Source organism: Crossiella sp. S99.2 (assembly GCF_023094165.1).
GTDB lineage: Bacteria > Actinomycetota > Actinomycetes > Mycobacteriales > Pseudonocardiaceae > Crossiella.
Map to the genome: position 1 here is coordinate 357,367 of NZ_JALMDK010000002.1, position 25,624 is coordinate 382,990.

A 25,624-nucleotide genomic window follows, 5' to 3' on the forward strand; every position below is an offset into this window, starting at 1 on the left:
GACCGGCCGCGGCCTCTTATTTTCCGCCGCCCGGCACCTGGTGGATCTTGCCCCTGGCCACCACCAGGATCCGGCCCTCGGTCAGGTCCGGTTTCGCGACCGCGTGCCAGCCGCCGCGCGCTTCGGGCACCCGGAGCGTGGTCAGCAGGTCCGGCCGCCCGATGCCGACCGCGCCACCGCCGACGATCCGGCCGTCCCGGTCGGCCACCAGCACACAGTCCGCGCGCCGCCCCTCGACCACCGCCCAGCCGCTGATCACGGTGTCCCCGCGGACCGGCGTCTCCACGTTGCCGGCCGAACCACCGGCGCCCGGCGGGCCGGGCAGCACCGGGATCGCGGCCAGGTCGACCGTGCTGCCCAGTTCGACCGGCAGCCCGCAGCCCAGGGTGAAGTCCGGGCTGAACGGGTAGGTGCCCAGCGCGGTCAGCCGGGGCAGCACCGCGCGCGGCACCGACTGGCTGGACTCGTAGGTCTGCACCGCGCCGACCCGCATCGCCACCGCCAGCACCGCCTGCTCGGTGTAGGAATCGCGGATCTGGGTGGCCTTGCCCGGCGCGACCGCGTAGGTCACCAGCGCCACGGTCAGGCACACCGCGGTCAGCGCGCCCGGCAGCAACCGGGGCAGCAGCACCGCGAGCAGCACGCAGATGGCCAGCGCGGAGATCCCGGCGTACCGCGGAGACAACCCGATCGTGTTACCCGCGCTGGTCCGGGTGTAGGCGATCATCACCGCGACCAGCAGGGTGAACAGGGCCAGCGCGGGCAGTGCCGGATCGGTGCCGGGTTCCCGGCGGGTGCGGATCGCGGTGACCAGCACCAGCACCAGCCCGGCCGCGGTGAGCGCGCCGGTGAGGTAGGCCAGCCCGTCCACGTGCGGGGACCAGAGCTGGCCGAGCAGGCTGGCGAACACCCCGACGTAGCTGTCAGGGCCGATCCGCGACGCGGCCGGCGGACTGGCGTCGGATTCGGCGGTGACCAGCCAGAACATCACCACCACAACGCCGATGGCCAGCGGCAGCACGGTGCGCCACCGGCGGTCCCCGCGCAGCCAGGCCACCAGCGCCAGTGCGGGCCAGAGCGCGAACGCGGTGCCGTGGCACAGGCAGGCCAGCAGGCCCAGCGCCAGTGCCGTCCAGGTCCGCCCGGCCCGCGCGGCGACCAGCGCGAGCACCCCGGCCAGCAGCGCGGGCAGCCAGCTCACCCCGCTCATCCCGATGCCGTACAGGTCCAGCATGCTCGGCGCGAAGAACAGGAACGAGAACGCGGCCAGCAGCGCGGCCCGGCGGACGGGGCTGAGCCCGGCGGGCAGCAGCCGGTGCAGCACCAGCACGGTGATCGCCGAGAGCAGCACGGTGAGCAGGCCGAAGACCTGGTTGGAGCCGCCGAGGTACTTCGCGTCCAGCCAGAACAGCAGCCGAGGAATGATCATCGGGTGCCCGTTGTGGTAGGCGAAGAGCCCGGCGAGGTCCAGTGAGCCGTCCGGTTTGGTCGCCTGCACCAGGAAGGTCCAGTAGTCCAGGAAGTGCATCCGGGGCGCACGGGCCACCTCGACGAGCATCCCGATCAGTGGCAGCACCGCGAGCAGCTGCAACGCCCGGGCCTGCCACACCTCCCGCTGCGTGTGCTGCGCCACCGGCCACTCCGCTTTCGTCCGTTCGGCCGACAGGCCGCGTGGCGGAGGCTACCGTGAGCGGGTGACCGCCCAGGGCCACCCACCACATCGCACCCGGCTGCCCGCCGTGCACGAGTCGCTGCTCCCACGGGAGCACGCGCTGCACCGGCCCCGGCACGGCAGCAAGCAGCTCGGCGCGCTGATCGCCGCCTGCGTCTTCTTCGTGACCCCGGTGCTGTCCTGGACGCTGGGCGCGCGGGTGGAGTCCTTCGAGAACCGGCCGCTGGCCGAGTTCCCCAGCCTGAGCCAGGGCTGGGGGTTCTTCACCGGGTTCTCCCAGTGGGCCACCGACCACCTGGTGTTCCGGCAGGACGCGGTGCGCGCGGCGGACGGGATCAGCAAGGGGCTCTTCGGCGAACCCGCCCCGCTGGACCGCGGTCAGCAGCAGGGCCCGGTCGGCGGCGTGCAGACCAGCACCCCGGACGTGCCCAAGCAGCAGGTGCCAGTGGACCAGCAGCAGGCGCTGCCCGGGTTCACCAGGGTGGTCGCGGGCAAGGACGACTGGCTGTTCTTCGGCCTGGACTTCCAGGCCAAGTGCAAGCCGGACAAGACCATCGACGACACGCTCAGCCGCATCCGCAGGCTCAAGCAGGTGGTCGAGGCATCCGGCCGGGGCTTCCTGCTGCTGGTGCCGCCGGACAAGAGCACCGTGGAACCCGGCCAGCTCCCGGCGAGCTACGGCGGCAAGGAGTGCGCCGCCCCGGCGGCGACCGAGTTCTGGAACAAGTTCTCCGTCGAGCCCGGCGTGGTCGATGTGCGGCCGATCCTCGGCGAGACCAAGAAGCGGCTCGGCAAACCCGTCTACCACAAGCAGGACACGCACTGGGGCGACGAGGGCGCGGTGGCCGCCGTGCGCGAGCTGGCCGAACGCCTGCAGCCAGGGGTGACCGCGCCCTGGTCGGTCTCGCTCGGGGAGTCCTACAGCAGCCCGGCCGACCTGGCGGGCATGATCGGCCAGTCCGGGCAGAACGCCGGTTTCCACTACGAGGTCAAGCCCAACGGCACGGAGAACCGGGCCAAGGGCATGAACGCCACCTTCAGCACGCCGATCCCGGTGACCACCAGCCAGCTGCCGGGCATGCTGCCGGGTCAGGTGGTGGTCTTCGGCGACTCGTTCCTGGTGTCCATCAGCCGCTACCTGCCCGCGGCGATGTCCGGGTTCACCGTGCAGCACTACGGCTACGCGGTGGCCGATCCGGTGGCCTCCGGCAAGACCGCGGCCAACAACGACGTGGTCGTCTTCGAGGCCGTCGAGCGCAACCTCACCAGCGGCACCGCGGGCTTCCTCAGCAACGAGTTCATCGAGGCATTCGGCAAGGAACTGGCGGCAAAACCCCGGCCCAGGTAGGGGAAAGTCCCCGATCGGTTCGGGGGTCCAGACCTGGTGTGCGCCTCCGGCGGTCCCGGCAGGCTGGGCGCATGAAGATCACTGGGGTGAAGGCGGTCGCCGCGATCAGCGCGGCGGTCGTGCTGGCCGGGCTGCCGGTTGCGGCGCAGGCAAGGGAATCGGGGCGGGGGACGCTGTTGTCGGCGACCTCGGTCGGTGGGGTCGAGGCGGCGGAGATGCCGGGCTATCTTGCCAAGTTCAACCTGTCCTCGCCGCTGGCCACGCGGGCGGTGGACGGGTTCCGGATCGAGTACAGAACCATTGACGCGCAGGGGAAACCGACCACGGCGACCGGACTGGTGGCGGTGCCGAGGGCGGCGGAGCGGGAGCTGAGCGCGGTCACCTGGCTGCACGGCACCCAGGTCTACCGGGGCGATCAAGCCTCGGTGCGGGCCGAGAGCGGGGACCGGGCGACCAGCTATCTCTTTGCCTCGTCAGGGAAACTGGCGGTCGCGCCGGACTACCTGGGGCTGGGCCAGGGGGCCGGGTTCCATCCGTACATGCACCACAGCTCACTGGTGACCGCCAGCGCCGACGCGGTGCGCGCGGCCCGGACCCTGGTGCGGCGGCAGGGGATCGAGGTGGACCGGCGGTTGCTGGTGGCCGGGTTCTCCCAGGGCGGGTCCGGTGCGATGGCGCTGGGCAAGGCACTGCAGCAGGGGCGGGAACCGGGGCTGGGGGTACGCGCGATCGCGGCGATCAGCGGGCCGTACGGGTTCAGCTCGGCGGTGGCCGACGCGGTGGCGGGCAAGGCCGGGAACGCGGTGCCCTACCTCGGGTTCATGGTGACCTCCTGGCAGCGGGTGCACCACCTCTACGACGATCCGGCCAAGGTGTTCCAGCGGCCGGAACTGGCCCCGCTCTTCGACGGATTCACCCCCAACCAGGAGCTGTTCCCCCGGCTGCCTGCGCATCCGGCGGAGTTCTTCACGCCGGAGTTCCTGGCCCGGCTGGCCAACCCGGACCCGGCGCTGCGGGCCGCGTTGAACCGGGAGAGCCAGAGCTGCGCGTGGCGGCCGCTGGTGCCGGTGAAGTTGTTCGCGGCCACCGGGGACCAGGACGTCGCGATCCGGCACAGCCAGGGCTGCGCCGAGCGGACCGGGGCGTCGTTGACCGACCTCGGCGCGGTCAACCACAACGCCTCGGCCAGGCTGGCCGCGGTTCAGACCGTGGCGGACTTCGCCCGGTTCAGCCGGTAACCGCCGACCCCTCGGCAGATCAGGTAGATCAGGAAGCTCAGCGCGGTGATGAACGCGCTGACCGGGACGCCGGGGGCCAGTGACAGCAGGATGCCGCCGATGGCCGCCACTTCGGCGAAGATCACCGAGAGCAGGATGGCCAGGCCGGGCCGGGCGGTGATCCGGGCGGCGGCCGCGCCGGGGGTGACCATCAGGGCCAGTACCAGCAACGCGCCCACGGTCTGCACGCCCAGCGCGGTCGCCACGCCGACGAGCACCGCGAACAGCGGGGTCAGCAGCCGCACCGGGACACCCCTGGCGGCCGCGACCTGCTCGTCGGCGCTGGCGAACAGCAGTGGCCGGTAGATCAGCGCGAAGACCAGCAGCACCACCGCGGCGGTGAGCGCGAACAGGGTGAGTTCGCCCGGGTCCACGGTCACGATCTGCCCGATCAGCAGGCTGAATTTGTTGTTCGTCCGGGTCGGATTCACCGCCAGCAACAGCACTCCGAGACCCAGTCCGAAGGACAGCACCGCGCCGATCACCGAATCCCGCTCGGTGTCCTTCTGCCCGAGCAGGCCCAGCATCAGCGCGGCCACCACCGAGCCGAGTAGCGCCCCGGTGCCCACGCTCAGGCCCAGCAGCAGCGCCGCGGCCGCGCCGGTGAAGGCCAGCTCGGCGGTGCCGTGCACGGCGAAGGACATCTTCCGCGCCACCACCATCGGCGCCAGCACCCCGGACACCAGACCCAGCACCAGCCCGGTGAGCAGCGCGTTCTGGACGAAGTCCTCGTTGAGCAGGGTCAGGGTGAGCTGGAGGTCGAACAGCTTGGCGAAGAAGGACTCCAGGCTCATCGCAGTTCCTCCGCGGGCTCGCGCACGTGCCTGCAGTCCTCGGCGGCGGTCTCCGCGTCCGCGCCGACCACCACGATCCGGTCCCGCAGCCGGAGCACCTCGACCCGGGTCCGGTACAGCTCGCTGAGCGTCTCGGAGGTCATCACCTCGGCCGGCGGGCCGATCCGGAACCGGCCGTCCACCAGGTACAACACCCGGTCGACCTGGTCCAGCACCGGGTTGATCTCATGCGTCACGAACAGCACCGCGGCCCCGCTCTGCCGGGCCCGCTCGCCGATCAGCGCGCTGACCACCCGCTGATGCGCCAGGTCCAGGGACAGCAGCGGCTCGTCGCAGAGCAGCACCGCGGGCTCGCCGACCAGGGCCTGGGCCACCCGCAGCCGCTGCTGCTCGCCGCCGGAGAGCAGCCCGACCGGGGCCTTGGCGTACCCGGCCGCGCCCACCGAGGTCAGCGCGGCGTCGACCCGGTCCCGGCGGGCAGCCCGCCCGCGCAGCGCGAACGGGCCCCAGCGGTGGCCGTCCAGGCCGAGTCCGACCAGGTCCCGGCCGCGCAGGGTGAGCGAGGTGTCCACCGCGCGCTGCTGCGGGATGTAGCCGATCTTGGTGCTGCCCCGGCGGACCGGCTCGCCGCCCACCTCGGCGGTGCCGCCGGAGAGCGGATGCATGCCCAGCAGCACCCGCAGCAGGCTGGTCTTGCCGGAGCCGTTCGGGCCGAGCACGGCCAGGAACTCACCCGGCGCCACGTCCAGGTCCAGCCCGTCCCACAGCACCCGGTCGCCGTAGGCGAGCCGGGCCTGCCGGAGGCGGACCGCGGAGGTCACTTCTTCAGCGCCGCGGCCAACTTGTCGATCTGCTCGCCCATCCACTGGGTGTAGTCCTTGCCCTCCGGGAGCGTCTCGGTGAGTTCGACCACCGCGACGTTGGCCTTGACCGCGTTCTCCTTGACCTGCTTGGTGACCGGTGACTCGGTCTGCGGGTTGTACACCAGCACCCGGGCCGTCCGCTCGGTCACCAGCTTCTGGATCTCCGCGATGGCGACCGCCGGCGGGTCATTCTCCTCCTCGACCGCCTTGCTGAACTGGGCCGGGGTGACATCGGCGAGTCCGGCCTCGTCGAGCAGGTAGTGCGCGATCGGCTCGGTGGCGGTGACCTTCACGCCGGTGTGCGCGGCCTTGATCGCGTCCACCTTCTGCTCCAGCGCGTCGATCTTGGCGGTGAACGCCTGTGCGTTGGCGGTGAACCTGTCCTTGGCGTCGGCCTTCAGCTCGCCCAGCTTGGCGGCGATGGCCTTGGCCACGTCCTCGACCACGTCCAGGTCGTACCAGAGGTGCTCGTTGGCGTGCTCGTGCCCGGCCTCGGCGGTCTCCGGCTTGGCGTGCTCGTCCTGGCCGGCGACCTTCATCGCCTCCACCACGGGCTTGCCGGTCTCGTTCTTGATGATCTGCGGCATGAAGTCGTCGTAGTGGCCGCCGTTGAACACCACCAGCGCGGCCCCGCGCACGGTGGCCGCGTCGACCGCGGTGGACTCGTAGGAGTGCGGGTCCCCGGTCGCGCCCACGACGGCCTTGACCGACACCGCGTCCCCGCCGACCGCGCGGGCCACATCGGCCCAGACGTTGGTGGAGGCCACCACGGCCAACTTGCCGTCCGCGGCAGGCGTGCCGCTGCTCGCGGCCGGTGTGCCGCCGCAGGCGGTCAGGGTGAGCGCGGCCGCGGCGAGGGCGGCGACCGCACCCGTCTGCCGGGTGTTACGCGGAGTCATCGGATCCTCCTCCGAACGGGGTGGCTGCACTCATAAGAATGGAAACCGTTGTCGAGTTCAGCGTAACCCGCCGGAGCAAGTGCCGGTGACGTGGTGTGGCTCATAAGCGGAACGGCGTGGTCACGAATAGATCGCGACCACGCCGTTCGGCGGAAGAAGACCAGATCAGACGGTGGTCGCCGTGAGGCGGTCGCCGCTCTCCGGGTGGAACAGGTGGATCTCGCCCTGGTCGCGCAGGCCGACCTTCACGGTCTGGCCCAGCGCCGGGGGAGTGCGGCCGTCGACACGCACGGTGAACCGCTCCGGGCGGTCGCCGATGCGCACGCTGCCGTAGAGGATCGCGTCCGCGCCCAGCTCCTCGACCAGCTCGACCACCATGGTCATGCCCTCGTCCTCGGACGGGACCAGCTTGAGCGACTCCGGCCGGACCCCGAAGGTGACCTCGGTCAGACCGGCCGAGCCGACCTTGTCCAGCACGGTCCGCGGCAGCGGCACCTCGAAGCCGTCGATCTGGGCTCCGCCGCTGGTCAGCGGCACCGTCTTGAGGTTCATCGCGGGCGAGCCGATGAAGCCGGCGACGAAGGCGTTGGCCGGGGTCTCATACAGCGCGCGCGGGGTGTCGCACTGCTGCAGCAGACCGTCCTTGAGCACCGCGACCCGGTGACCCATGGTCATCGCCTCGACCTGGTCGTGGGTCACGTAGATGGTGGTGGTGCCCAGCCGCTGCTGGAGGGTGGCGATGTTCGCCCGAGTCTCCACTCGCAGCTTGGCGTCCAGGTTGGACAGCGGCTCGTCCATCAGGAAGACGCTGGGCTCGCGCACGATCGCCCGGCCCATCGCGACTCGCTGGCGCTGACCACCGGAAAGCGCTTTCGGCTTGCGTTCGAGGTACTTCTCGAGGTCGAGCATCTTGGCCGCCTCAAGCACCTTCTCCTTGATCTGCGGCTTCGGCACGCCGCGGAGCTTGAGCGCGAAGCCCATGTTCTCCCCGACGGTCATGTGCGGGTAGAGCGCGTAGGACTGGAACACCATGGCGATGTCGCGGCCCTTCGGCGGCACGTTGGTGACGTCCTTGCCGCCGATCTGGATCGCGCCCTCATCGACGTCCTCCAGTCCGGCGAGCATGCGCAGCGCGGTGGACTTGCCGGAGCCGGAGGGGCCCACGAGCACGAGGAACTCGCCATCGGCAATGTCCAGCTGGAGCTGGTCCACAGCTCGCACCGGGGGAGTGCCCGCGTAGACCCGCGAGGCGTTGACGTAGGCGACCTCGGCCATGTGTGGTCCCTTTCGATGTGATGCAGGTGACGCCAAACTAGCTGGTGAGCGGTCTCACGTCAGCCCCCTGGGCGACACTAATTGGTAAAGACCACAGACAGTTGCAGGATGCGCTGCCCGATTCACCCCTTCACCGCGCCCGCGGAGAGCCCGGTTACCAGGAACCGCTGCACGAGGTAGAACACGATCACCGCGGGGATCGCGACCAGGATCGATGCAGCGGCCAGATGGCCCCACTCGGTGCGGTTCTGCTGCACGAACACCTGCAGGCCGACCGCCAGGGTCTTGCTCTGATCGGCCGCGGAGAGGAACGCGGAGGCGAAGGCGACCTCGCCCCAGGCAGTGAGGAAGGCGTAGAAGGCGGTCACCGCCAGGCCCGGCCGGGCAAGTGGCATGACCAGTCGCCAGAACACGCCGAAGTGCGAAAGTCCGTCGATCCGACCGGCCTCGTCGATATCGGCCGGGATGGTGTCGAAGTAGCTCTTGAGCATGTAGGCGCAGAACGGGATCGCGGTGGTGCAGTAGATCAGCACCAGGCCGAAGCTGCTGCCCTGCAGGCCCAGGCTGAGCATGATGTTGTAGAGCGGCACGATCAGCACCGCGAACGGGAACATCTGGATGAGCAGGAAGCTCAGCATGGTGGCCCGGTAGCCGGGGAAGCGGAACCGGCTGACCGCGTACCCGGTGGTGGCGGACAGGAACACCGCGATCACCGTGGTCAGCGCGGCGATCAGCACCGAGTTGCCGAACCAGGACAGGAAGTCGCCCTTGGCCCCGGTGAGCACGTCGGTGTAGTTGCCGGTGGTGAACTCGTTGATCAGCTTCGGGGTGGGCTCCACCGCGCGTGAGTCCGGTTTGAACGAGGTGACCAGCACCCAGAACACCGGGAACACCGCGATCACCGAGGCGAGCACCAGGGTGGCGTGCAGTCCGAAACTGGCCAGGGGGGAGCGCGTTCCGCGCTTGCGCTGTGTCGACATCACCAGACCTCGCCTTGCTTGCGCAGCGCCCTGCGGTACGCCGAGGCGAACACCAGCAGCAGCGAGAGGATCAGCACGCCGTAGGTCGAGGCGATCGCGTAGTCCCGGGAGGCGCCCGAGAAGAACCGCTCGAAGGCGTAGATGACCAGGATGCGGGTGTTCGGGTTGATCCCGCCGGTGACCAGGTAGATCACCGCGAACATGTTGAAGGTCCAGATGGTGCCCAGCAGCACCACCGTGCTGGACACCGAGCGCAGGCCGGGCAACGTGATGTTGCGGAAGCGCTGCCAGGCGGTGGCGCCGTCGATCTCGGCGGCCTCGTACAGCTCGCCGGGAATGGACTGCAACCCGCCGAGCAGGGCCACCATCATGAACGGCACACCCAGCCAGATGTTCACGATGATCACCGCGACCAGCGCCAGATCGGACTGGCCCAGCCACACCGGCTGCGGCAGTCCGACCGCGCCGAGCAGCTGGTTGATGATCCCGTACTGCGCGTTGAACATGTACTTCCAGGCGAACGCGCTGATGAAGGCGGGGACCGCCCAGGGCAGGATCAGCAGCACCCGGTACAGCCCGCGCCCGGCGATGCGCCGGTTGAGCAGCACCGCCAGGCCGAGGCCGATCGCGTAATGGAAGAACACGCTGGCGAAGGTCCAGATCAGCGTGCGCACCAGCACGGCCCAGAAGTCCCCGTAGGAGGGGTCCCCGGAGAGCACGTTGAGGTAGTTGGTCAGCCCGACCCATTCATAGCTGGCGGGCCGGTCCAGGATCGGGTTGGCGATCGTGGCTTCGTTGATGTTGGTGAAGCTGTAGTAGACGCCCTGCACCAGTGGCAGCAGGACGAGCACCCCGATCACCACCACGACCGGCAGCACCATCGCGTAGGCGTACCAGTGCCTGGCGAAGAAGTTCCGCACGACTAGCTCATCTCTCCGGGGACAGAGGGTGGTCGGGTCGGGGCCTGTGCCAGGTCTCGACCGTCCCACGACACGACCGGCGGCGTTGCCGGGGCACCCACGTACGCACCAGTACGCGGGTGCCCCGGCGCCTTGCCGGACGCGCCGTGGAACAGCCGATACCAAGCACACGCCCCGACCCGACCACCCGACTCAGCTGTAGTCCTTGACGACCTGGTCCTTGTAGACCTTGGCGACCTCGTCCAGCGCCGCCTTGGCCGTCTTCTTGCCGGAGAGCACGTCCGCGTAGGCGATCTTGAGCGGGTCGAACAGCTCGCCGCCCTGCGGGATCCACGGCCGCGGGTGCGCCTTCTGCACCACCGGGGTGAAGCCCGCGATCACCGGCTGCGCCTTGACCTCGGCGGATTCGTAGGCCGACTTGCGGGTGGGCAGCAGGCCCAGCTCCTTGGCGATGGTCACCTGGGAGGCGGTGCTGGACATGCACTGCACCAGCTTGATCGCGTTGTCCTTGGCCTTGCTGCCCTGGCGCACCACGTAGTCGTGCCCGCCCACCGGGGAGCTGCTGCCTGCCGGACCGGCGGGGACCGGTGCGATGCCCAGGTTGGCCGCGTCCTTGAACGCGTCGCCCTTGAGCAGGTCCACCGCGGCCCACGGGCCGTCGATGACCATGGCCACCCCGCCGGTGGAGAAGGCGGCCTTCATGTTGGTGTTGGAGTTGGTCGGGTCCAGCGCGGTCTGCGCGGCCTTGGCGTCGAGCAGGCCCTTGGCCGTCTCCAGGCCCTTCACCGACTCCGGCGAGTTGACCAGGATCTTCTTGTTCGCGGTGTCCACCAGGTCACCGCCCTGGCCGTAGATGAACGGCAGCGCGTAGTAGCCGTCGTTGTTGATGAACAACGCCTTCTCGCCGAGCTTGGCACCGGCGGCCTTGACCTGATCCCAGGTGGTCGGCACCGCGACACCGGCGTCGGCCAGCGCCTTCTTGTTGTAGTAGAGCGCCAGCGCGTCGGTGACCTGCGGGACGCCGTAGGTCTTGCCGTTGAACTTGGTCGAGCCCAGCGGCACCTCGAGGAAGTCCGCGGTGTCCTTGCCGAGCGCGGTGTCGGTCAGGTCGACCACCAGGCTGTTGCTGGCCAGCTCCGGCACCCAGGCCACCTCGGCCCGGAACACGTCGGCGCCCTGGCCGCCCTGCGCGCTGGTCTTGAAGTTGTTGCGGGCCTGGTCGAAGGCCACCGTCTCCACCGCGACCTGGTAGCCGTCCTTACTGGCACAGCCCTCCGCGATCTTCTTGAACACGGGGGACTCGTTGGGACCGCTGGTGTCCCAGTAGACGACCTTGTTGGGGTCGCCGGCCGCGCCGCCGCCACCGCAGGCGGTGAGGGCCAGCGCGCCGGCCAGGCCAAGGGTGGCGACCTGGACGAGCTTCGAAACCTGTCCTCGGGAAGTGCGTCGCATCGTTGCTGTCGTTCCCTCCGGTACCCGCTGCATCTTTGCAAGCTTTTGCGTTGAGACTGACGCGGATTTCATACCCAATGCCCGGGTTTGGTCAAGGTCTGACGCGTAACCAAGCCGTAACGGGGGCAGGTAACGGCTCCACTTGGCCCAGTGATTGCAAAAACTTGCTGTACGGGGCAGGCTGTCGGCTCGTGACGGGACTTGCCGATATCGCGCGTGCGGCCGGGGTCAGCATCTCCACGGTCAGCCGGGTCCTGAACCGGCGGGCCGGGGTCAACGAGGCCACCCGGCAACGGGTGCTCGGCGTGCTCGCGGACCTGCCCTACACCCCGCGCGGACTCGGCGCTCTGCAACGCACCGGCGTCATCGGCCTGCTCGTGCCCGAGCTGTCCAACCCGGTCTTCCCCGCCTTCGCCGAAGCCCTGGAGACCAGGGCGGCGCGGGCCGGATACGGCTCGCTGCTGTGCAACACCCGCTCGGCCAGCCTGCGCGCCGACGGCGCCGACCACAACGGCGAGAGCCGGGAGCTGGTCGAGGAGGAATATGTCCGGATGCTGCTCGCCCGCGGTGTCGAGGGCATGGTCTTCGTCTCCCCGGAGATCACCAACGCCGAGGACGGCGGCGCGGGTTACTACGGGAAACTGCTGGCCGACGGCGTGCAGATGGTCTTCGTCAACGGCGGCGCGCCCGCGCTGGACGTGCCCGATGTGACCGTGGACGAACAGGTCGCCGGCTATCTGGCCACCCGGCACCTGGTCGAACTCGGGCACCGGCGGATCGGCTTCGTCTGCGGCCCGGCCCGCTCCCTGCCCTCCCGGCTCAAGCGGGCCGGCTGGTCCGCGGCCCTGGAAGAGGCCGGGCTGCCCGCCGACCCCGGCCTGATCGCACACGCCCCCTACGGCGCGGCAGGCGGCGCCACCGCGATGAGCGCCCTGCTCGCGGGCCCGCGGCCGAGCGCGGTGATCTGCTCCTCCGACCACATGGCCCTGGGCGCCATGCGTGAGGCGCACCGGCGTGGCCTCAGCGTGCCCGCGGACCTGTCCATCGTCGGCTTCGACGACATCCCCCTGGCCGCCTACTGCTCGCCCGCGCTGACCACGCTCGCCCAGCCGATCGAGGAGATGGCCAGGGCCGCGGTGGACGAACTGGTGCAGCGGCTCAACCCGGCCGCCCGGCGCGGCGGCGGCAGTTACAGCCGGGTGTTCCGGCCGAAGCTGGTGGTCAGGGAGTCGACCGCGCCGCCGTCCTGACCTCTGAGATGGTCTAAACCAATCTGATCAGGGGTCACTCGAATGAGCTGGTCTTTCCTGGCTCTGAACACAGCTTGGTCACCCAGGCTTCACTAGGTGGTTCTGAACCGTTACGGTCACTTCATGGCGCGGTCTTTGAACGCGCGGCGCCCCGCGACACTGGCGTCGCTGGCAGCAGAACTCGGGGTCTCCCGCACAACGGTCTCCAACGCCTACAACCGGCCCGACCAGCTCTCGCCGGAACTGCGGCGCAGAGTCCTGGAAACAGCCCGCAGGCTGGGCTATCCGGGGCCGGACCCGGTGGCGCGCTCACTGCGCACCCGCAAGGCGGGCGCGGTCGGGCTGCTGCTCACCGAGAACCTCTCCTACGCCTTCCGCGACCCGGCGGCCATCGCCTTCCTCGAAGGACTGGCGCTGGCCTGCGAGGACGCCGGGACCGGCCTGATGCTGGTGCCGGCCAGTCCCGAACGCGAGGACGTGGCCGCGGTGCACCGGGCCGGGGTGGACGGCTTCGTCGTCTACTCGGTGCCCGATGACGACCCGCACCTGGCCGCGGTGCTGGAGCGCCCGGTGCCCACCGTGGTCTGCGACCAGCCGGAGATCGGCACCGTGGACCGGGTCGGCATCGACGACCGCGGCGCGATGGGCCGGATGGCCCGGCACCTGATCGAACTGGGCCACCGCCGGATCGGCGTGGTCTGCATGCGGCTGGCCAGGGATCGCAACGACAGCTTCGTGCCGGTGCACCGCCAGCACGAGGCGCACTTCCACGTGCAGCGCGCCCGGCTGGAGGCGCTGGCCACCGAGTTCACCTCGGCGGGCGTGGACTGGACCGGCGTGCCGGTGGTGGAGCGCTTCGACCACACCATCGCCTCCGGCTCCACCGCGGCGGCCCAGCTGCTCGACCGCGATCCGGAGATCACCGCGATCATCTGCACCTCCGACATCCTGGGCCTTGGCGCGATGGCCGAGGCTCAGCGGCGCGGGCTGCGGGTGCCGCAGGACCTGACCGTGACCGGTTTCGACGGCATCCCGGAGGCCGAGCGCCTCGGGCTGACCACGGTCCGCCAGCCGGTGCTGGAGAAGGGCCGGGCCGCGGGCCGGTTGCTGCTGGACACGGCGGATCCGGGCCGGCCGCGCACGGTCACCCTGGACACCGAACTGATCGTGGGCACCAGCTCGGGCGCGCCTAAGCCAGCCGCTCAGCAGTGGTACGGCCCCTGACCTCGAGCACCTTGCCCTTGCGGTCCAGCACCGCGCGCCAGCCCCGGGGCAGCCGAAGCCGGTCCTCGGGGTTGGTCAGCTCGACGTTCTGCATGCCCAGCACCTCGCCGATGTCGGCCAGGTCCAGGTTCAGCGTCTCGATGGTCGATTCGTCGAACAGGGCGGCGCGTTTGAACACCGCGCTTTCCAGGTTGACGTATTTGAACGCCTTGATGAAGCTGAAGATCGCGTCATCATGGAATTCCGTTTCGGCGGCCTGGACCTCGCCGTGGAACTCCGAAGTGCTGAAACTCGCCTTTCCGTAGAACAGGCTGCCGGTCAGCTCGACGGTGCCGGTGAAGGTGACCGCGTCCAGGGTGAATCCGGCGTACATCTCCGCATCGGTGGCGCTGAAGGTCTCCACCCGGCATTTGGTCAGCGCGAAGTTCTCCAGCACCGCGCCGGTGAGGTCCAGGCTGCACACCACCTCTTCCGGGGCGTTGCGCAGGATCTCCGCGATCAGCCGTTGCGCGGCCAGCCGGACCTGCCGTTCCCGGTCGTCCGCCCTGGTCTGCTCGTCCTCGGCGCCGGGTAGTTTCTTGGGTTCCTTGAGTGGCTGGATGTCATCCCCGGCGAGCTGGTCCCGCAGCGCCGCGTAGCGCTTGTGCTGGAACGGGCGGCGCAGATAGGAGCACAGCACGTCCACCACGGTCTGGGTGCGCTGCGGATGCGCCCGCGCCAGGCCCACCAGCGCGTGCAGCGCGCCCACCCGAACCTGGTCGGCCTCGTGCCCGAGCAGCTCCACCGAGCGGGCGAACCGTTCATCGGCCACCCGCTCCCGGTCGTGCGTGGCGCGCACGCCTTCCAGTTCCTGGCGGGCGACCTCCACGGTCTGCCGGTCGCGCTCGATCTCCCGCCGTTCCTCCTCGGTCCGCCGCCGCCGGTCGTTGAGCCACAACGCGTACAGCGCGATCAGCGCACCCGAGGCCACCCCGCCGGTCTTGAGCGCCTCGGCCCGGCCCGCGCCCGGATCGGAGCCCAGCAGCCAGCCGACGGCCAGCCCGAGCACGCCGATCGCACCGGCGATGGTGGCGCCGAGCATGACGCTCTGCTTGTCCTTGTCCGCTCGCCGGGCGCGCACGATCAGCAGCACGACCGCGGTCACCAGGCCCGCCGCGCCACCGCCGATCCACAGCCAGGGCTCCATGTCCAGATTGTCTCTCCGGATCTGCCGTTCCTCCTGGTGAAGGATGTTTTTCCACCCGGACGGCCGAGAGAATGAACTCACAATTCGGCCATGCTGTCGAATTGTCAACGTGCGCCTTCGTAAATCCCGCCGGTTATCCTTGCCGCTATGACTCAGGCGCCGCGCACACGGGGCAGGCTGAACCGGTCGCTGGTGCTGACCAAGGCCATCGAGCTGATGGACGCCGAGGGGCTGGACGGGCTCACCATCCGCGCCCTGGCCACCGCGCTTGGCGCCAAGCCGATGGCGATCTACACCTACTTCGCCGGCAAGGACGAGCTGCTCACCGCGGCCTATGCCGAGCTGGTCGCCGCCATCCCGCTGCCCGTGATCGAGGACGGAATCGCGGGGCTGAAGCAGAACCTGCGGGCGCACCGGGCGGTCATGCTGGCCCACCCCTGCGTGCTGCCGCTGGTGGTCCGGCTGGACCGGCCGACCGAGTACAACTTGCGGCTGAATGAGGCCGCCTTCGGCGTGCTGCTGCACCTCGGGCTGGCCCCGCGGGAGGCGATGCTGCGTGCCTCGGCGGCGAGCTGGCTGACGCTGGGCAGTGTCACCAACAGCACCGCCAAGGCGGCCACGAACCCGGTGGTGCTGCCCAGCGCGGCGGACTTCTCGCCGGAAACGCATCCGGCCCTGCACGCGGTGCTGTCGGTGCTGCCCGGCCTCAACGAGGAGGAGCTGTTCGAGGCCGGGCTGGACCTGGTGCTCGGCCCTACTTCCGACAGGTGAGGTCCTTGGCGGGCAGGGTGCCGCCGAGCAGGTAGCCGGTCACCGCGCTGTCCACGCAGGCGTTGCCGTAGCGGGCGTAGAGGCCGTGCATGCGGGCATCGGTCAGGGTCACCAGCCGGGTCTGCTCGCCGAGCATCCGGCGCATGCTGACCGCCCCGGAGTACGGGGTGGCCGAGTCCCCGGTGGCCCCGACCACCATCGCGCTGTGCCGCGCGGCCTTGATCCGGGTGGGCTGCTCCAGCGGCCGGTGCGACCAGTACGCGCACGGCCCGATCCCGGCCGCCGCCGCGCCGAAGAACGGGTACCGCCTGGCGTCCAGGGCCGACTCCACGGCGTAGCGGGCCGGGTTCCGGTCCCAGTCCGCGTCGGTGCACTGCACGGCGAGGAAGACCGAGACGAAGTTGTCCGCGGGGAAGGTGGCCAGCACCGCGTCCAGGAAACCGCGCACCGCCGGGTCGCTCAGCTGCCCGTCGGCCAGATCGGCGACCAGCCCGGCGAGCACCGGATCGCTGCGGTCGTTGTACAGCACCAGCCTGCTGACCTCGCGCAAGGTGTTGCCGTCCAGCCGCAGCTGCCCGTACTGGACCGGCCGCTCGTCCAGGGCCAGCCCCAGCTTCGCGTAGTGCGCGCGCACCGCGTCCGCGGTCGCGCCGAAGTGGTAGGTGGCGTCCTGGCCGGCGGCCCAGTTCACCCAGTCGCCGAACGCGGTCTCCGCGGCCGGACCCCAGCCCCGGTTCATCCCGTGCCAGACCTTGGCCGGGTCGATCGCGCCGTCCAGCACCATCCGGTCCACCCGGTCCGGGAACAGCTGGCCGTAGACCGCGCCGAGGTAGGTGCCGTAGGACCCGCCGTAGAAACTGATCCGCCGCTCGCCGAGCCCGGCCCGGATGACGTCCAGGTCCCGGGCGGCGTTGCGGGTGGAGGCGAAGGGCAACAGGTCCCCGGCCGCCTGCTCGCACTGCCGCGCGACCTTCCTGGCCTCCCGCGCCTCGGCCGCGAATCCGCCCGGACCGGGCAGCCGCGGCCACAGCGCGTCGAACACGGTCCCGGTGAACCCGCAGGACAGCGGACTGCTCTTGCCGACGAACCGCGGGTCGAACCCGATCAGGTCGTACCGGTCGAGCACGTCCTTGGGGAAGGTCTGCGCCACCCCCAGCGGCATGTCCAGGCCGCTGCCACCGGGCCCGCCCGGGTTGACCAGCAACACCCCGTGCCGCTTGGCCGGATCCGCGGCCTTGATCCGGGAGATCGCCAGCTCCACGGTCTGCCCGCCCGGTGCCCGGTAGTCCAGCGGAGCACGCAGGGTGGCGCAGTCCAGCGGGGTGGCCGGATTCCCGTCGCAGTCCGTCCACTGTGGACTCTGCGGCGCCGCGGTCAGCGGCGGGGACAGGGAAAGCGCCAGGAGCGCCGTCAGGGATGCCACGAACGCGGCACGGCTGGTACGCATGTGCCAGAAACTACGGGCCGTCGCGCACTTCGCGCGACGGCCCGTTCGTTGGTGCTTTCGCCTCAGGCGTCGAGCAGCTGGGCGCAGCGGATCAGGCCCAGGTGCGAGTACGCCTGCGGGTGGTTGCCCAGCGAGCGCTCGGCCACCGGGTCGTACTCCTCCGGCAGCAGGCCGGTCGGCCCTGCACAGTCCACCATCTGCTGGAACAGCTCCTCGGCCTCCGTCCGGCGGCCGGTGAGCAGGTACGCCTCGATCATCCAGGCGGCGCACAGGTGCCAGCCGCCTTCGGTGCCGGGCAGGCCGTCGTCGCGGTGGTAGCGGTAGACGGTGACGCCGGAGCGCAGTTCGGCCTCGGTCGCGGTGACCGTGGCCTGGAAGCGCTCGTCCGTCGGGTCGATCAGGCCGGACAACCCGATGTGCAGGGTGGCCGCGTCCAGGTCGGTGCCGTCGTAGGCGGTGGTGAAGGACTGGACCTCGTCGTTCCAGCCGTGCTCCAGGACGTCCGCGGCGATGGTCTCGCGCAGGGTGGCCCATTCCGGGTCGACCTCGCGGCCGAAGCTCTCGCCGAGGGCGAGCGCCCGGTCCAGGGTGACCCAGCACATGACCTTGGAGTAGACCCGGTGCCGGGGTGCGGCCCGCTCCTCCCAGATGCCGTGGTCGGGCTCGTGCCAGCGGCGGGTGACCGCCTCGGCCATCGCCCCCACCATGCGCCAGTCCTCGTCGGTGAGCTTGCCCCTGGCCTCGGTCAGCTTCTTGACCAGGTCGACCACCGGGCCGAACACGTCGAGCTGGACCTGCTGGTTGGCCAGGTTGCCCACCCGCACCGGGCGCGAGCCCGCGTAGCCGGGCAGGGTGTCCAGCACGGCCTCCGGGCCGAGGGTGGTGCCGTGCAGGGTGTAGAGCGGGTGCAGCCGCTCCGGGCTGGCCAGCGTGCCCAGCACGGTGTGCAGCCAGCCCAGGTACGCCTCGGCCTCGGCCAGCGAGCCCACCGACACCAGGGCCTGCGCGGACAGCGCCGCGTCGCGCACCCAGCAGTAGCGGTAGTCCCAGTTGCGCACCCCGCCGATCTCCTCCGGCAGCGAGGAGGTGGCCGCGGCCAGGAACGCGCCGGTCTCGCCGTGCTGCAGACCGCGCAGCGTCAGGGCGGAGCGGGCGACCAGGTCGCGCTGGGTGCCGGGCAGGTTCAGCCCGGCCAGCCACTCGGTCCAGTAGGCGTCCGCGCGGCCGCGCCGCTCGGCCTCCGGGGTCGTCGCGGCCGCGAGATCGTCGGTGCCACAACGGAGTTCGAGCACCACCGGCGAGCCGGGGTGCACCGCGACGATGGCCTGCGCGGTGTCGTGCTGGCCGTCGCTGGTGATCTGCCAGTGCACGCCGGGGGAGCGCAGCACGATCGGGTCCGAGGTGCCCAGCACCCGCAGCCCGTCGTCCTCGGCCACCAGCGACACCGGGACCTGGCCGAACTCCGGCCGCGGCGCGAAGGTGACCAGCGCGGTGGTGTTGCCCGAGATCACCCGCACCAGATCGGTGCGCTGGGCCGGCGCGTAGTGGTCCAGGTAGTCGGTGACCAGCAGCTTGGACCAGCGGGTTTCCACGGTCATGGTGCCGGGCACGTAACGCTGGCCCAGCGGCAGGCCGTTGCGCTCGGGCTTGATCGAGAAGTGACCGGCGGAGGGGCCGCCGAGCAGGTCGGCGAAGATCGCGGCCGAGTCCGGCTCGGGGTGACACAACCAAGTCAGGCGGGCATCCGGCGTCAGCAGGCCGACCGAGCGTTCGTTGGCCAGCATGGTCAGCCGCTCGATCGGCACCGCCTGCTCGCCGTAGAGCCAGTGCCGGCGCTCCTCCAGCAGGAAGGCCAGCACCAGGGCGACCTCGGCGGTGTCCGGGATCCGGTACTCCGCGGCGGTCTCCCCGTCACCCACCTTGATGCCCAGGTCGGGGCCGGTGAGCCGGACGAATGCCTTCTCGTCGGTGACGTCGTCGCCGATGAAGAACGCGGCCGAGGCGGCGACCTGGTGCCGCAGCACGTCCAGGGCGTGGCCCTTGTCGGTCTGGATCACCGCCAGTTCGATCACCGCCTTGCCCTCGGTGACCTGGATGTCCGCCCAGGTGCACGGGCCCTGGCGGACCGCGGCGAAGACGCGCTCGCCGACCTCCGGCTCGGCCCGCCGGGAGTGCACCGCCACCGAGGCGGGCTTGAACTCCAGGTGCACGCCGGGGGCGTCGGTGACGATCTCCTCGATCGCGCGGCGGACCCGGGTGAGCCGGTCCTTGGCCGCGGCGTCGAGTTCGTGCACGAAGCCGACGTCGAACTCGGAGCCGTGCGAGCCCACCAGGTGGACCTCGGCGGGCAGTCTGGACAGGGTGGCAAGGTCGCGCAGCGCGCGTCCGGAGATGACCGCGATCGTGGTGGCGGGCAGGGCGGCCAGCGATCGCAGCGCGTTCACCGATTCCGGCAACGGCCGGGCACGTTCGGGATCGGCGACGATCGGGGCCAGGGTCCCGTCGTAGTCGCAGGCGACCAGCAGCCTCGGAGTCCGAGCCAGCTGAATGATCGCGCGCCGCAACTCGATGGGGAGGGTCTCGGCGGTCAACGCCTTCCTCCTACGTGGCGTTCGGGGCGGTTGAGAACTATGTGGGCGCGCCCCGGGAGATGGGCGCCACCTATGTTGCGTTGCTCTGCGTGCCCAGGGCTTCCAGGAACGATCGAGCCCAGCGGTCGACGTCGTGGGTGAGGACCTGGCGGCGCAGCGCGCGCATCCTACGGCGGCCCTCGGCCGGATCAACGGTGAGGGCAGCCTGCAAAGCGTTCTTCACGCCGTCCAGATCGTGCGGATTGACGAGAAAAGCGCTCGTGAGTTCGGCGGCGGCTCCGGCGAACTCACTCAGGACAAGTGTTCCACCGAGGTCATGTCGGCAGGCCACATACTCCTTGCAGACGAGGTTCATACCATCTCGAACCGGTGTCACCACCATCACATCAGCGGCACAGAAGAAGGCGGCCAGCTCCTTGCGGTCCACCGACTGGTGCAAATAGTGCACGGCCGGGTGACCCACCCTGGCGAACTCGCCGTTGATCCGCCCGACGCCGCGTTCGATGTCCTCGCGCATCTGCTGGTAGTGCTCGACCCGCTCCCGGCTGGGGGTGGCGAGCTGGATCATGGTCACGTCCTGTGAGTTGATCCGCTCCTCGGCCAGCAGCTCGTGCAGCGCGCGCAACCGGACGTCAATGCCCTTGGTGTAGTCCAGCCGGTCCACGCCGAGCAGGATCTTCTGCGGATTGCCCAGCTCACGGCGGATCTCCGCGGCCCGCGCCTGCACCTCCCTGGTGCGCGCGAGGGTGTCCAGCCCGGCGGAGTCGATGGAGATCGGGAACGCGCCCACCCGCACCAGCCGGTCACCCACCGGCACCAGGCCGGGCCGGGTGCGCACCCCCACCGCGCCCCTGGTCGGCTCCAGCCCGAGCAGCCTGCGGGCCAGCCAGAGGAAGTTCTGCGCGCCACCCGGTCGGTGGAATCCGACCAGATCCGCGCCGAGCAGTCCGCGGATGATCTCCCCGCGCCAGGGCAGCTGCATGAACAGTTCCACCGGCGGGAACGGGATGTGCAGGAAGAACCCGATCCGGAGGTCGGGCCGCTGCTCCCGCAGCATCGCGGGCACCAGCTGCAGCTGGTAGTCCTGCACCCACACGGTCGCGCCCTCGGCGGCGATCTTCGCGGTGGCGTCGGCGAAACGCTGGTTGACCTTGACGTAGGCGTCCCACCACTTGCGGTGATAGGCGGGCGGGGCGACCACGTCGTGGTAGAGCGGCCACAACGTCCCGTTGGAGAAGCCCTCGTAGTAGTCGCGCACCTCCTGCGCGCTCAACTGCACCGGGTGCAGTTGCACCCCGGTCTCCTCGAACGGCTCGACCTGGGCGTCGGCCACCCCCGGCCAGCCGACCCAGGCGCCGCTGCGCGAGCGCAGGAAGGGTTCCAGAGAGGACACCAGTCCACCGGGACTGCGCTTCCAGCGCTCGGTGCCGTCCTCCAGCCGCTCCAGGTCCACGGGTAGGCGGTTGGCGATCACGATGAAGTCAGCCGTCGAGTCCATCGTGGTACCCACCGGGTCCGCCTCCTCAAGTCGACAGGGATCCGTGACCCGAGGTTATCCACAACCTCCGAGAGCTACCTGTTGGCGTAACGGCTGTCACAGTGCGCAATCGGGCGGTTGTTATGCGGTTCGCGCATCGCCGCTTACGATGTTCTCCGGCGTCCCGTTGACGCCATGCCGGTGTAGCTCAATTGGCAGAGCACCCGCCTTGTAAGCGGAAGGTTACGGGTTCAAGTCCCGTCACCGGCTCGCGGCCACCTCGTCTGCTCGCCGCCTTTGGCGGCTTCGACGTGGCCCGTTGTTCATCCCGGGGGCCGAGCCCCCGGACCCCCACGGTGCGGTGGGTGCCGAACCAGCGGGGGCGCTGTGTGCGGGCCTTCGGCCACGGTCCTTGGCCTTCGGCCTTGGGTTTCAGAACCCCAGCCAGGCCGTCAGCGCTCCCAATGGCGTGAGCAGGGCCGCGCCCGCGGTGGCCAGCGCGCCCGCGCGTTGCAGCAGGGTGGTCAGGCGGTTGGTCTGGGTGGCGATGCGGCTGCGATCCGGTTGCGGGGACTGGAGTTCCTGGGCCACCTCGTCCAGCGCGCGGTCGGCCTCGCGGCGTTCGGCGCCGGTCAGCCGGAGGTCGTCCAGGGCCCGGCGCAGGGACTGGATCTCGGTCAGGAGTTCGTGACCCGGGCCGATGTGCTGGTCGCGGCCTGCCACGTATTGCTGGCCGGGGCCGATGTTGACGTTGGTGCCGTGCACACCCCTGATGTCGTAGCTGTCGCGCATGGTCCCTCCGGATCAGTAGCGGTTGCGGCGGCGCTCGGCGCGATCCCGGCGGCGGCGGGCGGATTTGGCCATGGCGCCGCCGATGGAGGCGATGATGCCGCCCGCGGCGAAGGCGCCGAAGCCCAGCGGGACCGCGGGCAGGCCGTAGAACTTCAGGCCGAACGGGTCGATCGGCCTGCCGCCGGAGATCCCGGACATGCCGGAGAAGATCGTCCAGGCGAACAGCGCGAAGCCGGCCAGTGCGATCAGCAGGCCCACCGCCATGATCAGCCTGCCCACGCCCGCGCCCTCGGTGAGCGCGGTCATCGGGTCGGTGTCGATGTTGATGTGCGCTTCCTCGTACCGGCGCTGGTCGTAGCGCCGCTGGTCGTAGGCGCGGTTGTCGTACTGGTCCCGCCCGGCCACGTGCTGCTCACCGGGCCCGATGTTGATCGCCCCGCCGTGCACGTCCTGCACCCGGTAACTGTCCCGCGGGTAGTACTGACTGGGGCCGCTGGGCGCGGAGTACCGCAACTCCAGCCCGCCCAGGCGGAGCAGGTCGCCGTCGTGCAGCGGGCGCGGGCCGTGCAGCCGCTGCCCGTTGAGCCAGGTGCCGTTGGTGGAGCCGAGATCGCTGACGAACACCTCGTCCCCGGCGCGGTCCAGGTTGGCGTGCCTGCGGCTGATCGCGTCACTGGGCAGCGCGATGTCCCCGGTCCGGCCCACCGCGGACCGCCCTGGCGGCACCACGAAGACGAATCGGTGCATCGTGCCCCGGGAGACCACGGTGAACCGGGGTTCGTGGGCGGCTGGATCGACCATGTGTCCTCCCCCGAACAAGAGGTGCACACAGGGTCCGGACCCGGCTGACCAGGTGATACCGCCATCCAGGTGCGCCGACTGCCCGAAAGGGACGAGCCGGGCCGCGACTAGGCCCCGAATTGTCCAGACCAATAGTGACCGCGGAATTGTTTTGCGCTGAACAACATTCCCGGCAGTGCTGCTCGCAAATATCGCTTCGGCGGCAATAGGTCAGGTTAGGCTGACCTGTTTCGACTCGGGCCCTCATTGGTCTGGTAGTCGACCAATGGCAGTCCTGAGCTGCTGGAACTTCGTTCGGTGAAAGTTCCGGTTCGGAGTGTGAGCTAAATCGGCTTTGGTTGCCTCGTGGCGGTTTGGTGATCGATCCAGAGATGGGGGACTATCTGGATGAGCCGGTGGGCAGGCGTTCCGAGACTCCAGGGTTCCCCCAACGCGGGAGTCCGGATCCGACCGGGCCACGACCATCAGGAGAAACCGCCCGATGGACAACTTCAAACGAGGAGCCTGGCGTCGTCTCGGCAGCTTCCTTGCCGAACTCGGGGACCGCATTCGGGTCCACCTGTTCGGCGAGGGCCGATCGGCGATCAGCGGCGATCTCGGGTGCCGAGCATGTGAGAAGCGCCTGAGCCGCTGGTTGGCGATCCAGACGCTTCTCACCGTGCTCCGGATCGGGCTGTGGCTGGTCGCTCTGCAAGCGGACCACAGTCACTGATCCATTCCCGTGCGGAGTCGGCCGGTGTTGCACCACCGGTCGGCTCCGCACACCTTTGTGACCGGAACAATTACCGTCACCGTTTGTGACCTGCAACACCCCAGTTGTAGGTGACACCAGTGTCTCTGATTTTCCGCGATGTAGTCAACCTGACGGGCGAGGGCTTCGGACTGTGTGGTCACTGTTTGTGTCCGGGCGCCGCCCGTTTACCTCGGAAGACTGGTGCGAGGCATTCACTGTAAGCGGTTGGACATCCTGAAGTTTTAAGGTCTTATTGAGATAGGTGGCCCTGGATGGCCGGGAGCGGCCACCCGATTGACGGCGGCTGAGCTGCACTGACGGTGCTGACCCGACGGTAGCTCCTGGTCCATCTGTGTCTCAAATGCGACCTCGGCACCAGCTCGGGTTACCCACTGTGAGCATGCGGTCGGTAATCCCCGAGTGTGTCGTTACTCTCCGTCGGGTGTACCGGCGGTGCGTCTCCAGTCCACCTGCGGATTGGTCTGCGTTGACCCTTGGTAATTTTCCGGTAAGTCAATGGCAGGGTGCCAGGTCGTTATGGAAAAAATTGGAGATGAGCCACTAAAGAGCGCCCGGACGGGCAGGACGTCCGGTTCGGTCCGGGCTCGTCCGCGCCCGAGGGGCTGCTCCGGATGGCTCAGCATGGTTTAGTTGTGTGTCCAACCTATCTCTGCGCGGGCCGTCGACCGCGTGGCAGCGACGCACACCACCGGGAGCAGCGTGTCCTACCTGGCCGACTCCGCGCGTTACGACCAGATCAGCTACCGGCGCTCCGGGCGCAGTGGCCTCCAGCTGCCCGCGGTCTCACTGGGGCTGTGGCAGAACTTCGGCGGTGACCGCCCGTACGAGAGCGGGCGGGCCATCGTGCGCCGGGCCTTCGACCTCGGCGTGACCCACTTCGACCTGGCCAACAACTACGGCCCGCCCTACGGCGCGGCCGAGGAGAACTTCGGGCGGATGCTCGCCGACGACCTGCACCCCTACCGGGACGAGCTGGTCATCTCCACCAAGGCCGGCTACGACATGTGGCCGGGGCCCTACGGCAACTGGGGCTCCCGCAAATACCTGCTCGCCTCACTCGACCAGTCCCTGGACCGGATGGGCCTGGACTACGTCGACATCTTCTACTCCCACCGCGTCGACCCGGAGACCCCGCTCGAAGAGACCATGGGCGCGCTGGCGGCCGCGGTGAACAGCGGGCGGGCGCTCTACGCCGGCATCTCCTCCTACTCGGCCGAACGCACCCGCGCCGCCGCCGCGCTGCTGCGCGAGATGGGGGTGCCGCTGCTGATCCACCAGCCCTCTTACTCGATGCTCAACCGGTGGATCGAGCCGGAACTGCTCGACGTGCTGGAAGAGGTCGGCGCCGGCTGCATCGCGTTCTCGCCGCTGGGACAGGGAATGCTGACCGACCGGTACCTCGGCGGCGTGCCCGAGGGATCCAGGGCCAGCCGGGCCGGCTCGCTGTCCACCGACCTGCTCACCGAGGAGAACCTCGGGCGGGTGCGCTCGCTGCACGAGATCGCCCAGCGGCGCGGGCAGTCCCTGGCCCAGCTGGCGATCTCCTGGACGCTGCGGGACAGCCGGGTCACCTCGGCGCTGATCGGGGCCAGCTCGGTCCCGCAGCTGGAGCAGAACCTGGCCGCCACCCGGAACCTGGACTTCAGCGCGGACGAGCTGGTGGAGATCGACAAGTACGCGGTGGACTCCGGCATCAACCTGTGGGCCGGCTCCTCGGACAGCTGAGCATTGATCGCGCCGGAGACATGATCGCCGACCATCGGCGGTCATTCTCCGGCGCGATCTCGCTCTGACGGCGGATTCTCCTGGCCGCCCGGCCCACTAGGTTCGGCCAAAAGCCGATCTGGGGTC

Annotated in this window: 21 protein-coding genes and 1 tRNA gene; 8 read left to right on the top strand and 14 right to left on the bottom strand. The window is 69.9% G+C overall.

What is annotated here, in order from left to right:
• Positions 1-16: 16 nt before the first annotated feature.
• Entirely contained in the window at positions 17-1,633 is a 1,617-nt protein-coding gene (locus MZC64_RS08230; RefSeq protein WP_247761397.1) for a DUF2079 domain-containing protein, read from the bottom strand.
• A 61-nt stretch (positions 1,634-1,694) separates the two neighbouring features.
• Between MZC64_RS08230 and MZC64_RS08235 the strand changes: the two genes are divergently transcribed.
• Together MZC64_RS08235 and MZC64_RS08240 are read left to right on the top strand one after the other, a co-directional pair.
• On the top strand, positions 1,695-3,020 hold the full coding sequence (locus MZC64_RS08235) for a hypothetical protein (RefSeq protein ID WP_247761399.1): 1,326 nt from the start codon (positions 1,695-1,697) through the stop codon (positions 3,018-3,020).
• A 71-nt stretch (positions 3,021-3,091) separates the two neighbouring features.
• Entirely contained in the window at positions 3,092-4,258 is a 1,167-nt protein-coding gene (locus MZC64_RS08240; protein WP_247761401.1) for a lipase family protein, read from the top strand.
• On the opposite strand, the gene MZC64_RS08245 is transcribed toward MZC64_RS08240, so the two are convergent.
• From MZC64_RS08245 to MZC64_RS08275, 7 genes are all read right to left on the bottom strand, one after another.
• Complete coding sequence (locus MZC64_RS08245) at positions 4,222-5,091, bottom strand: metal ABC transporter permease (RefSeq protein WP_247761403.1); 870 nt, start codon at positions 5,089-5,091, stop codon at positions 4,222-4,224. The genes MZC64_RS08240 and MZC64_RS08245 overlap by 37 nt on opposite strands.
• Positions 5,088-5,912, bottom strand: coding sequence for a metal ABC transporter ATP-binding protein (locus MZC64_RS08250; protein ID WP_247761405.1), 825 nt, complete (start codon positions 5,910-5,912; stop codon positions 5,088-5,090). The genes MZC64_RS08245 and MZC64_RS08250 overlap by 4 nt, the downstream gene beginning before the upstream one ends.
• Positions 5,909-6,853, bottom strand: coding sequence for a metal ABC transporter solute-binding protein, Zn/Mn family (locus MZC64_RS08255; protein ID WP_247761407.1), 945 nt, complete (start codon positions 6,851-6,853; stop codon positions 5,909-5,911). Before MZC64_RS08255 ends, MZC64_RS08250 begins: the two co-directional genes overlap by 4 nt.
• Positions 6,854-7,018: 165 nt before the next feature.
• Positions 7,019-8,128, bottom strand: a complete 1,110-nt coding sequence (locus MZC64_RS08260) for an ABC transporter ATP-binding protein (protein WP_247761409.1) — start codon at positions 8,126-8,128, stop codon at positions 7,019-7,021.
• Between the two features lie 122 nt (positions 8,129-8,250).
• Positions 8,251-9,108 carry a sugar ABC transporter permease gene (locus MZC64_RS08265; protein ID WP_247761410.1) on the bottom strand — a complete coding sequence of 286 codons (858 nt, stop codon included), beginning with the start codon at positions 9,106-9,108 and terminating at the stop codon, positions 8,251-8,253.
• The gene (locus MZC64_RS08270; protein WP_374205654.1) at positions 9,108-10,028 is read right to left on the bottom strand and encodes a carbohydrate ABC transporter permease; all 921 of its coding nucleotides are present in this window, start codon (positions 10,026-10,028) and stop codon (positions 9,108-9,110) included. The genes MZC64_RS08265 and MZC64_RS08270 overlap by 1 nt, the downstream gene beginning before the upstream one ends.
• A gap of 192 nt (positions 10,029-10,220) precedes the next feature.
• Entirely contained in the window at positions 10,221-11,480 is a 1,260-nt protein-coding gene (locus MZC64_RS08275; protein WP_247761412.1) for an extracellular solute-binding protein, read from the bottom strand.
• A 191-nt stretch (positions 11,481-11,671) separates the two neighbouring features.
• On the opposite strand from MZC64_RS08275, the gene MZC64_RS08280 reads away from it, so the two are divergent.
• Positions 11,672-12,730, top strand: coding sequence for a LacI family DNA-binding transcriptional regulator (locus MZC64_RS08280; protein WP_247761414.1), 1,059 nt, complete (start codon positions 11,672-11,674; stop codon positions 12,728-12,730).
• A gap of 123 nt (positions 12,731-12,853) precedes the next feature.
• Positions 12,854-13,954, top strand: coding sequence for a LacI family DNA-binding transcriptional regulator (locus MZC64_RS08285; protein WP_247761416.1), 1,101 nt, complete (start codon positions 12,854-12,856; stop codon positions 13,952-13,954).
• Here MZC64_RS08285 and MZC64_RS08290 read toward each other — a convergent pair.
• Positions 13,920-15,140 carry a pentapeptide repeat-containing protein gene (locus MZC64_RS08290; RefSeq protein WP_247761417.1) on the bottom strand — a complete coding sequence of 407 codons (1,221 nt, stop codon included), beginning with the start codon at positions 15,138-15,140 and terminating at the stop codon, positions 13,920-13,922. The two genes, MZC64_RS08285 and MZC64_RS08290, sit on opposite strands and share 35 nt — an antisense overlap.
• Positions 15,141-15,287: 147 nt before the next feature.
• On the opposite strand from MZC64_RS08290, the gene MZC64_RS08295 reads away from it, so the two are divergent.
• Positions 15,288-15,911, top strand: coding sequence for a TetR/AcrR family transcriptional regulator (locus MZC64_RS08295; protein WP_247761420.1), 624 nt, complete (start codon positions 15,288-15,290; stop codon positions 15,909-15,911).
• On the opposite strand, the gene MZC64_RS08300 is transcribed toward MZC64_RS08295, so the two are convergent.
• From MZC64_RS08300 to MZC64_RS08310, 3 genes are all read right to left on the bottom strand, one after another.
• Positions 15,895-17,358 carry an alpha/beta hydrolase gene (locus tag MZC64_RS08300; protein WP_247761421.1) on the bottom strand — a complete coding sequence of 488 codons (1,464 nt, stop codon included), beginning with the start codon at positions 17,356-17,358 and terminating at the stop codon, positions 15,895-15,897. The two genes, MZC64_RS08295 and MZC64_RS08300, sit on opposite strands and share 17 nt — an antisense overlap.
• 62 nt (positions 17,359-17,420) lie before the next feature.
• Complete coding sequence (otsB, locus tag MZC64_RS08305; protein ID WP_247761426.1) at positions 17,421-19,949, bottom strand: trehalose-phosphatase; 2,529 nt, start codon at positions 19,947-19,949, stop codon at positions 17,421-17,423.
• A gap of 70 nt (positions 19,950-20,019) precedes the next feature.
• Positions 20,020-21,447, bottom strand: coding sequence for a trehalose-6-phosphate synthase (locus MZC64_RS08310; protein ID WP_247761657.1), 1,428 nt, complete (start codon positions 21,445-21,447; stop codon positions 20,020-20,022).
• A gap of 176 nt (positions 21,448-21,623) precedes the next feature.
• Between MZC64_RS08310 and MZC64_RS08315 the strand changes: the two genes are divergently transcribed.
• Positions 21,624-21,696 (top strand) — tRNA-Thr (locus MZC64_RS08315).
• Between the two features lie 162 nt (positions 21,697-21,858).
• Here MZC64_RS08315 and MZC64_RS08320 read toward each other — a convergent pair.
• Positions 21,859-22,218: a hypothetical protein gene (locus MZC64_RS08320; protein WP_247761427.1), complete on the bottom strand. Its 360-nt coding sequence runs from the start codon at positions 22,216-22,218 to the stop codon at positions 21,859-21,861.
• Between the two features lie 12 nt (positions 22,219-22,230).
• Positions 22,231-23,019 carry an FHA domain-containing protein gene (locus MZC64_RS08325; RefSeq protein WP_247761429.1) on the bottom strand — a complete coding sequence of 263 codons (789 nt, stop codon included), beginning with the start codon at positions 23,017-23,019 and terminating at the stop codon, positions 22,231-22,233.
• Between the two features lie 481 nt (positions 23,020-23,500).
• Between MZC64_RS08325 and MZC64_RS08330 the strand changes: the two genes are divergently transcribed.
• On the top strand, positions 23,501-23,731 hold the full coding sequence (locus MZC64_RS08330; RefSeq protein WP_185001360.1) for a hypothetical protein: 231 nt from the start codon (positions 23,501-23,503) through the stop codon (positions 23,729-23,731).
• A gap of 741 nt (positions 23,732-24,472) precedes the next feature.
• The gene (gene mgrA / locus MZC64_RS08335; protein ID WP_247761658.1) at positions 24,473-25,498 is read left to right on the top strand and encodes an L-glyceraldehyde 3-phosphate reductase; all 1,026 of its coding nucleotides are present in this window, start codon (positions 24,473-24,475) and stop codon (positions 25,496-25,498) included.
• The last annotated feature ends 126 nt before the right edge of the window (positions 25,499-25,624 follow it).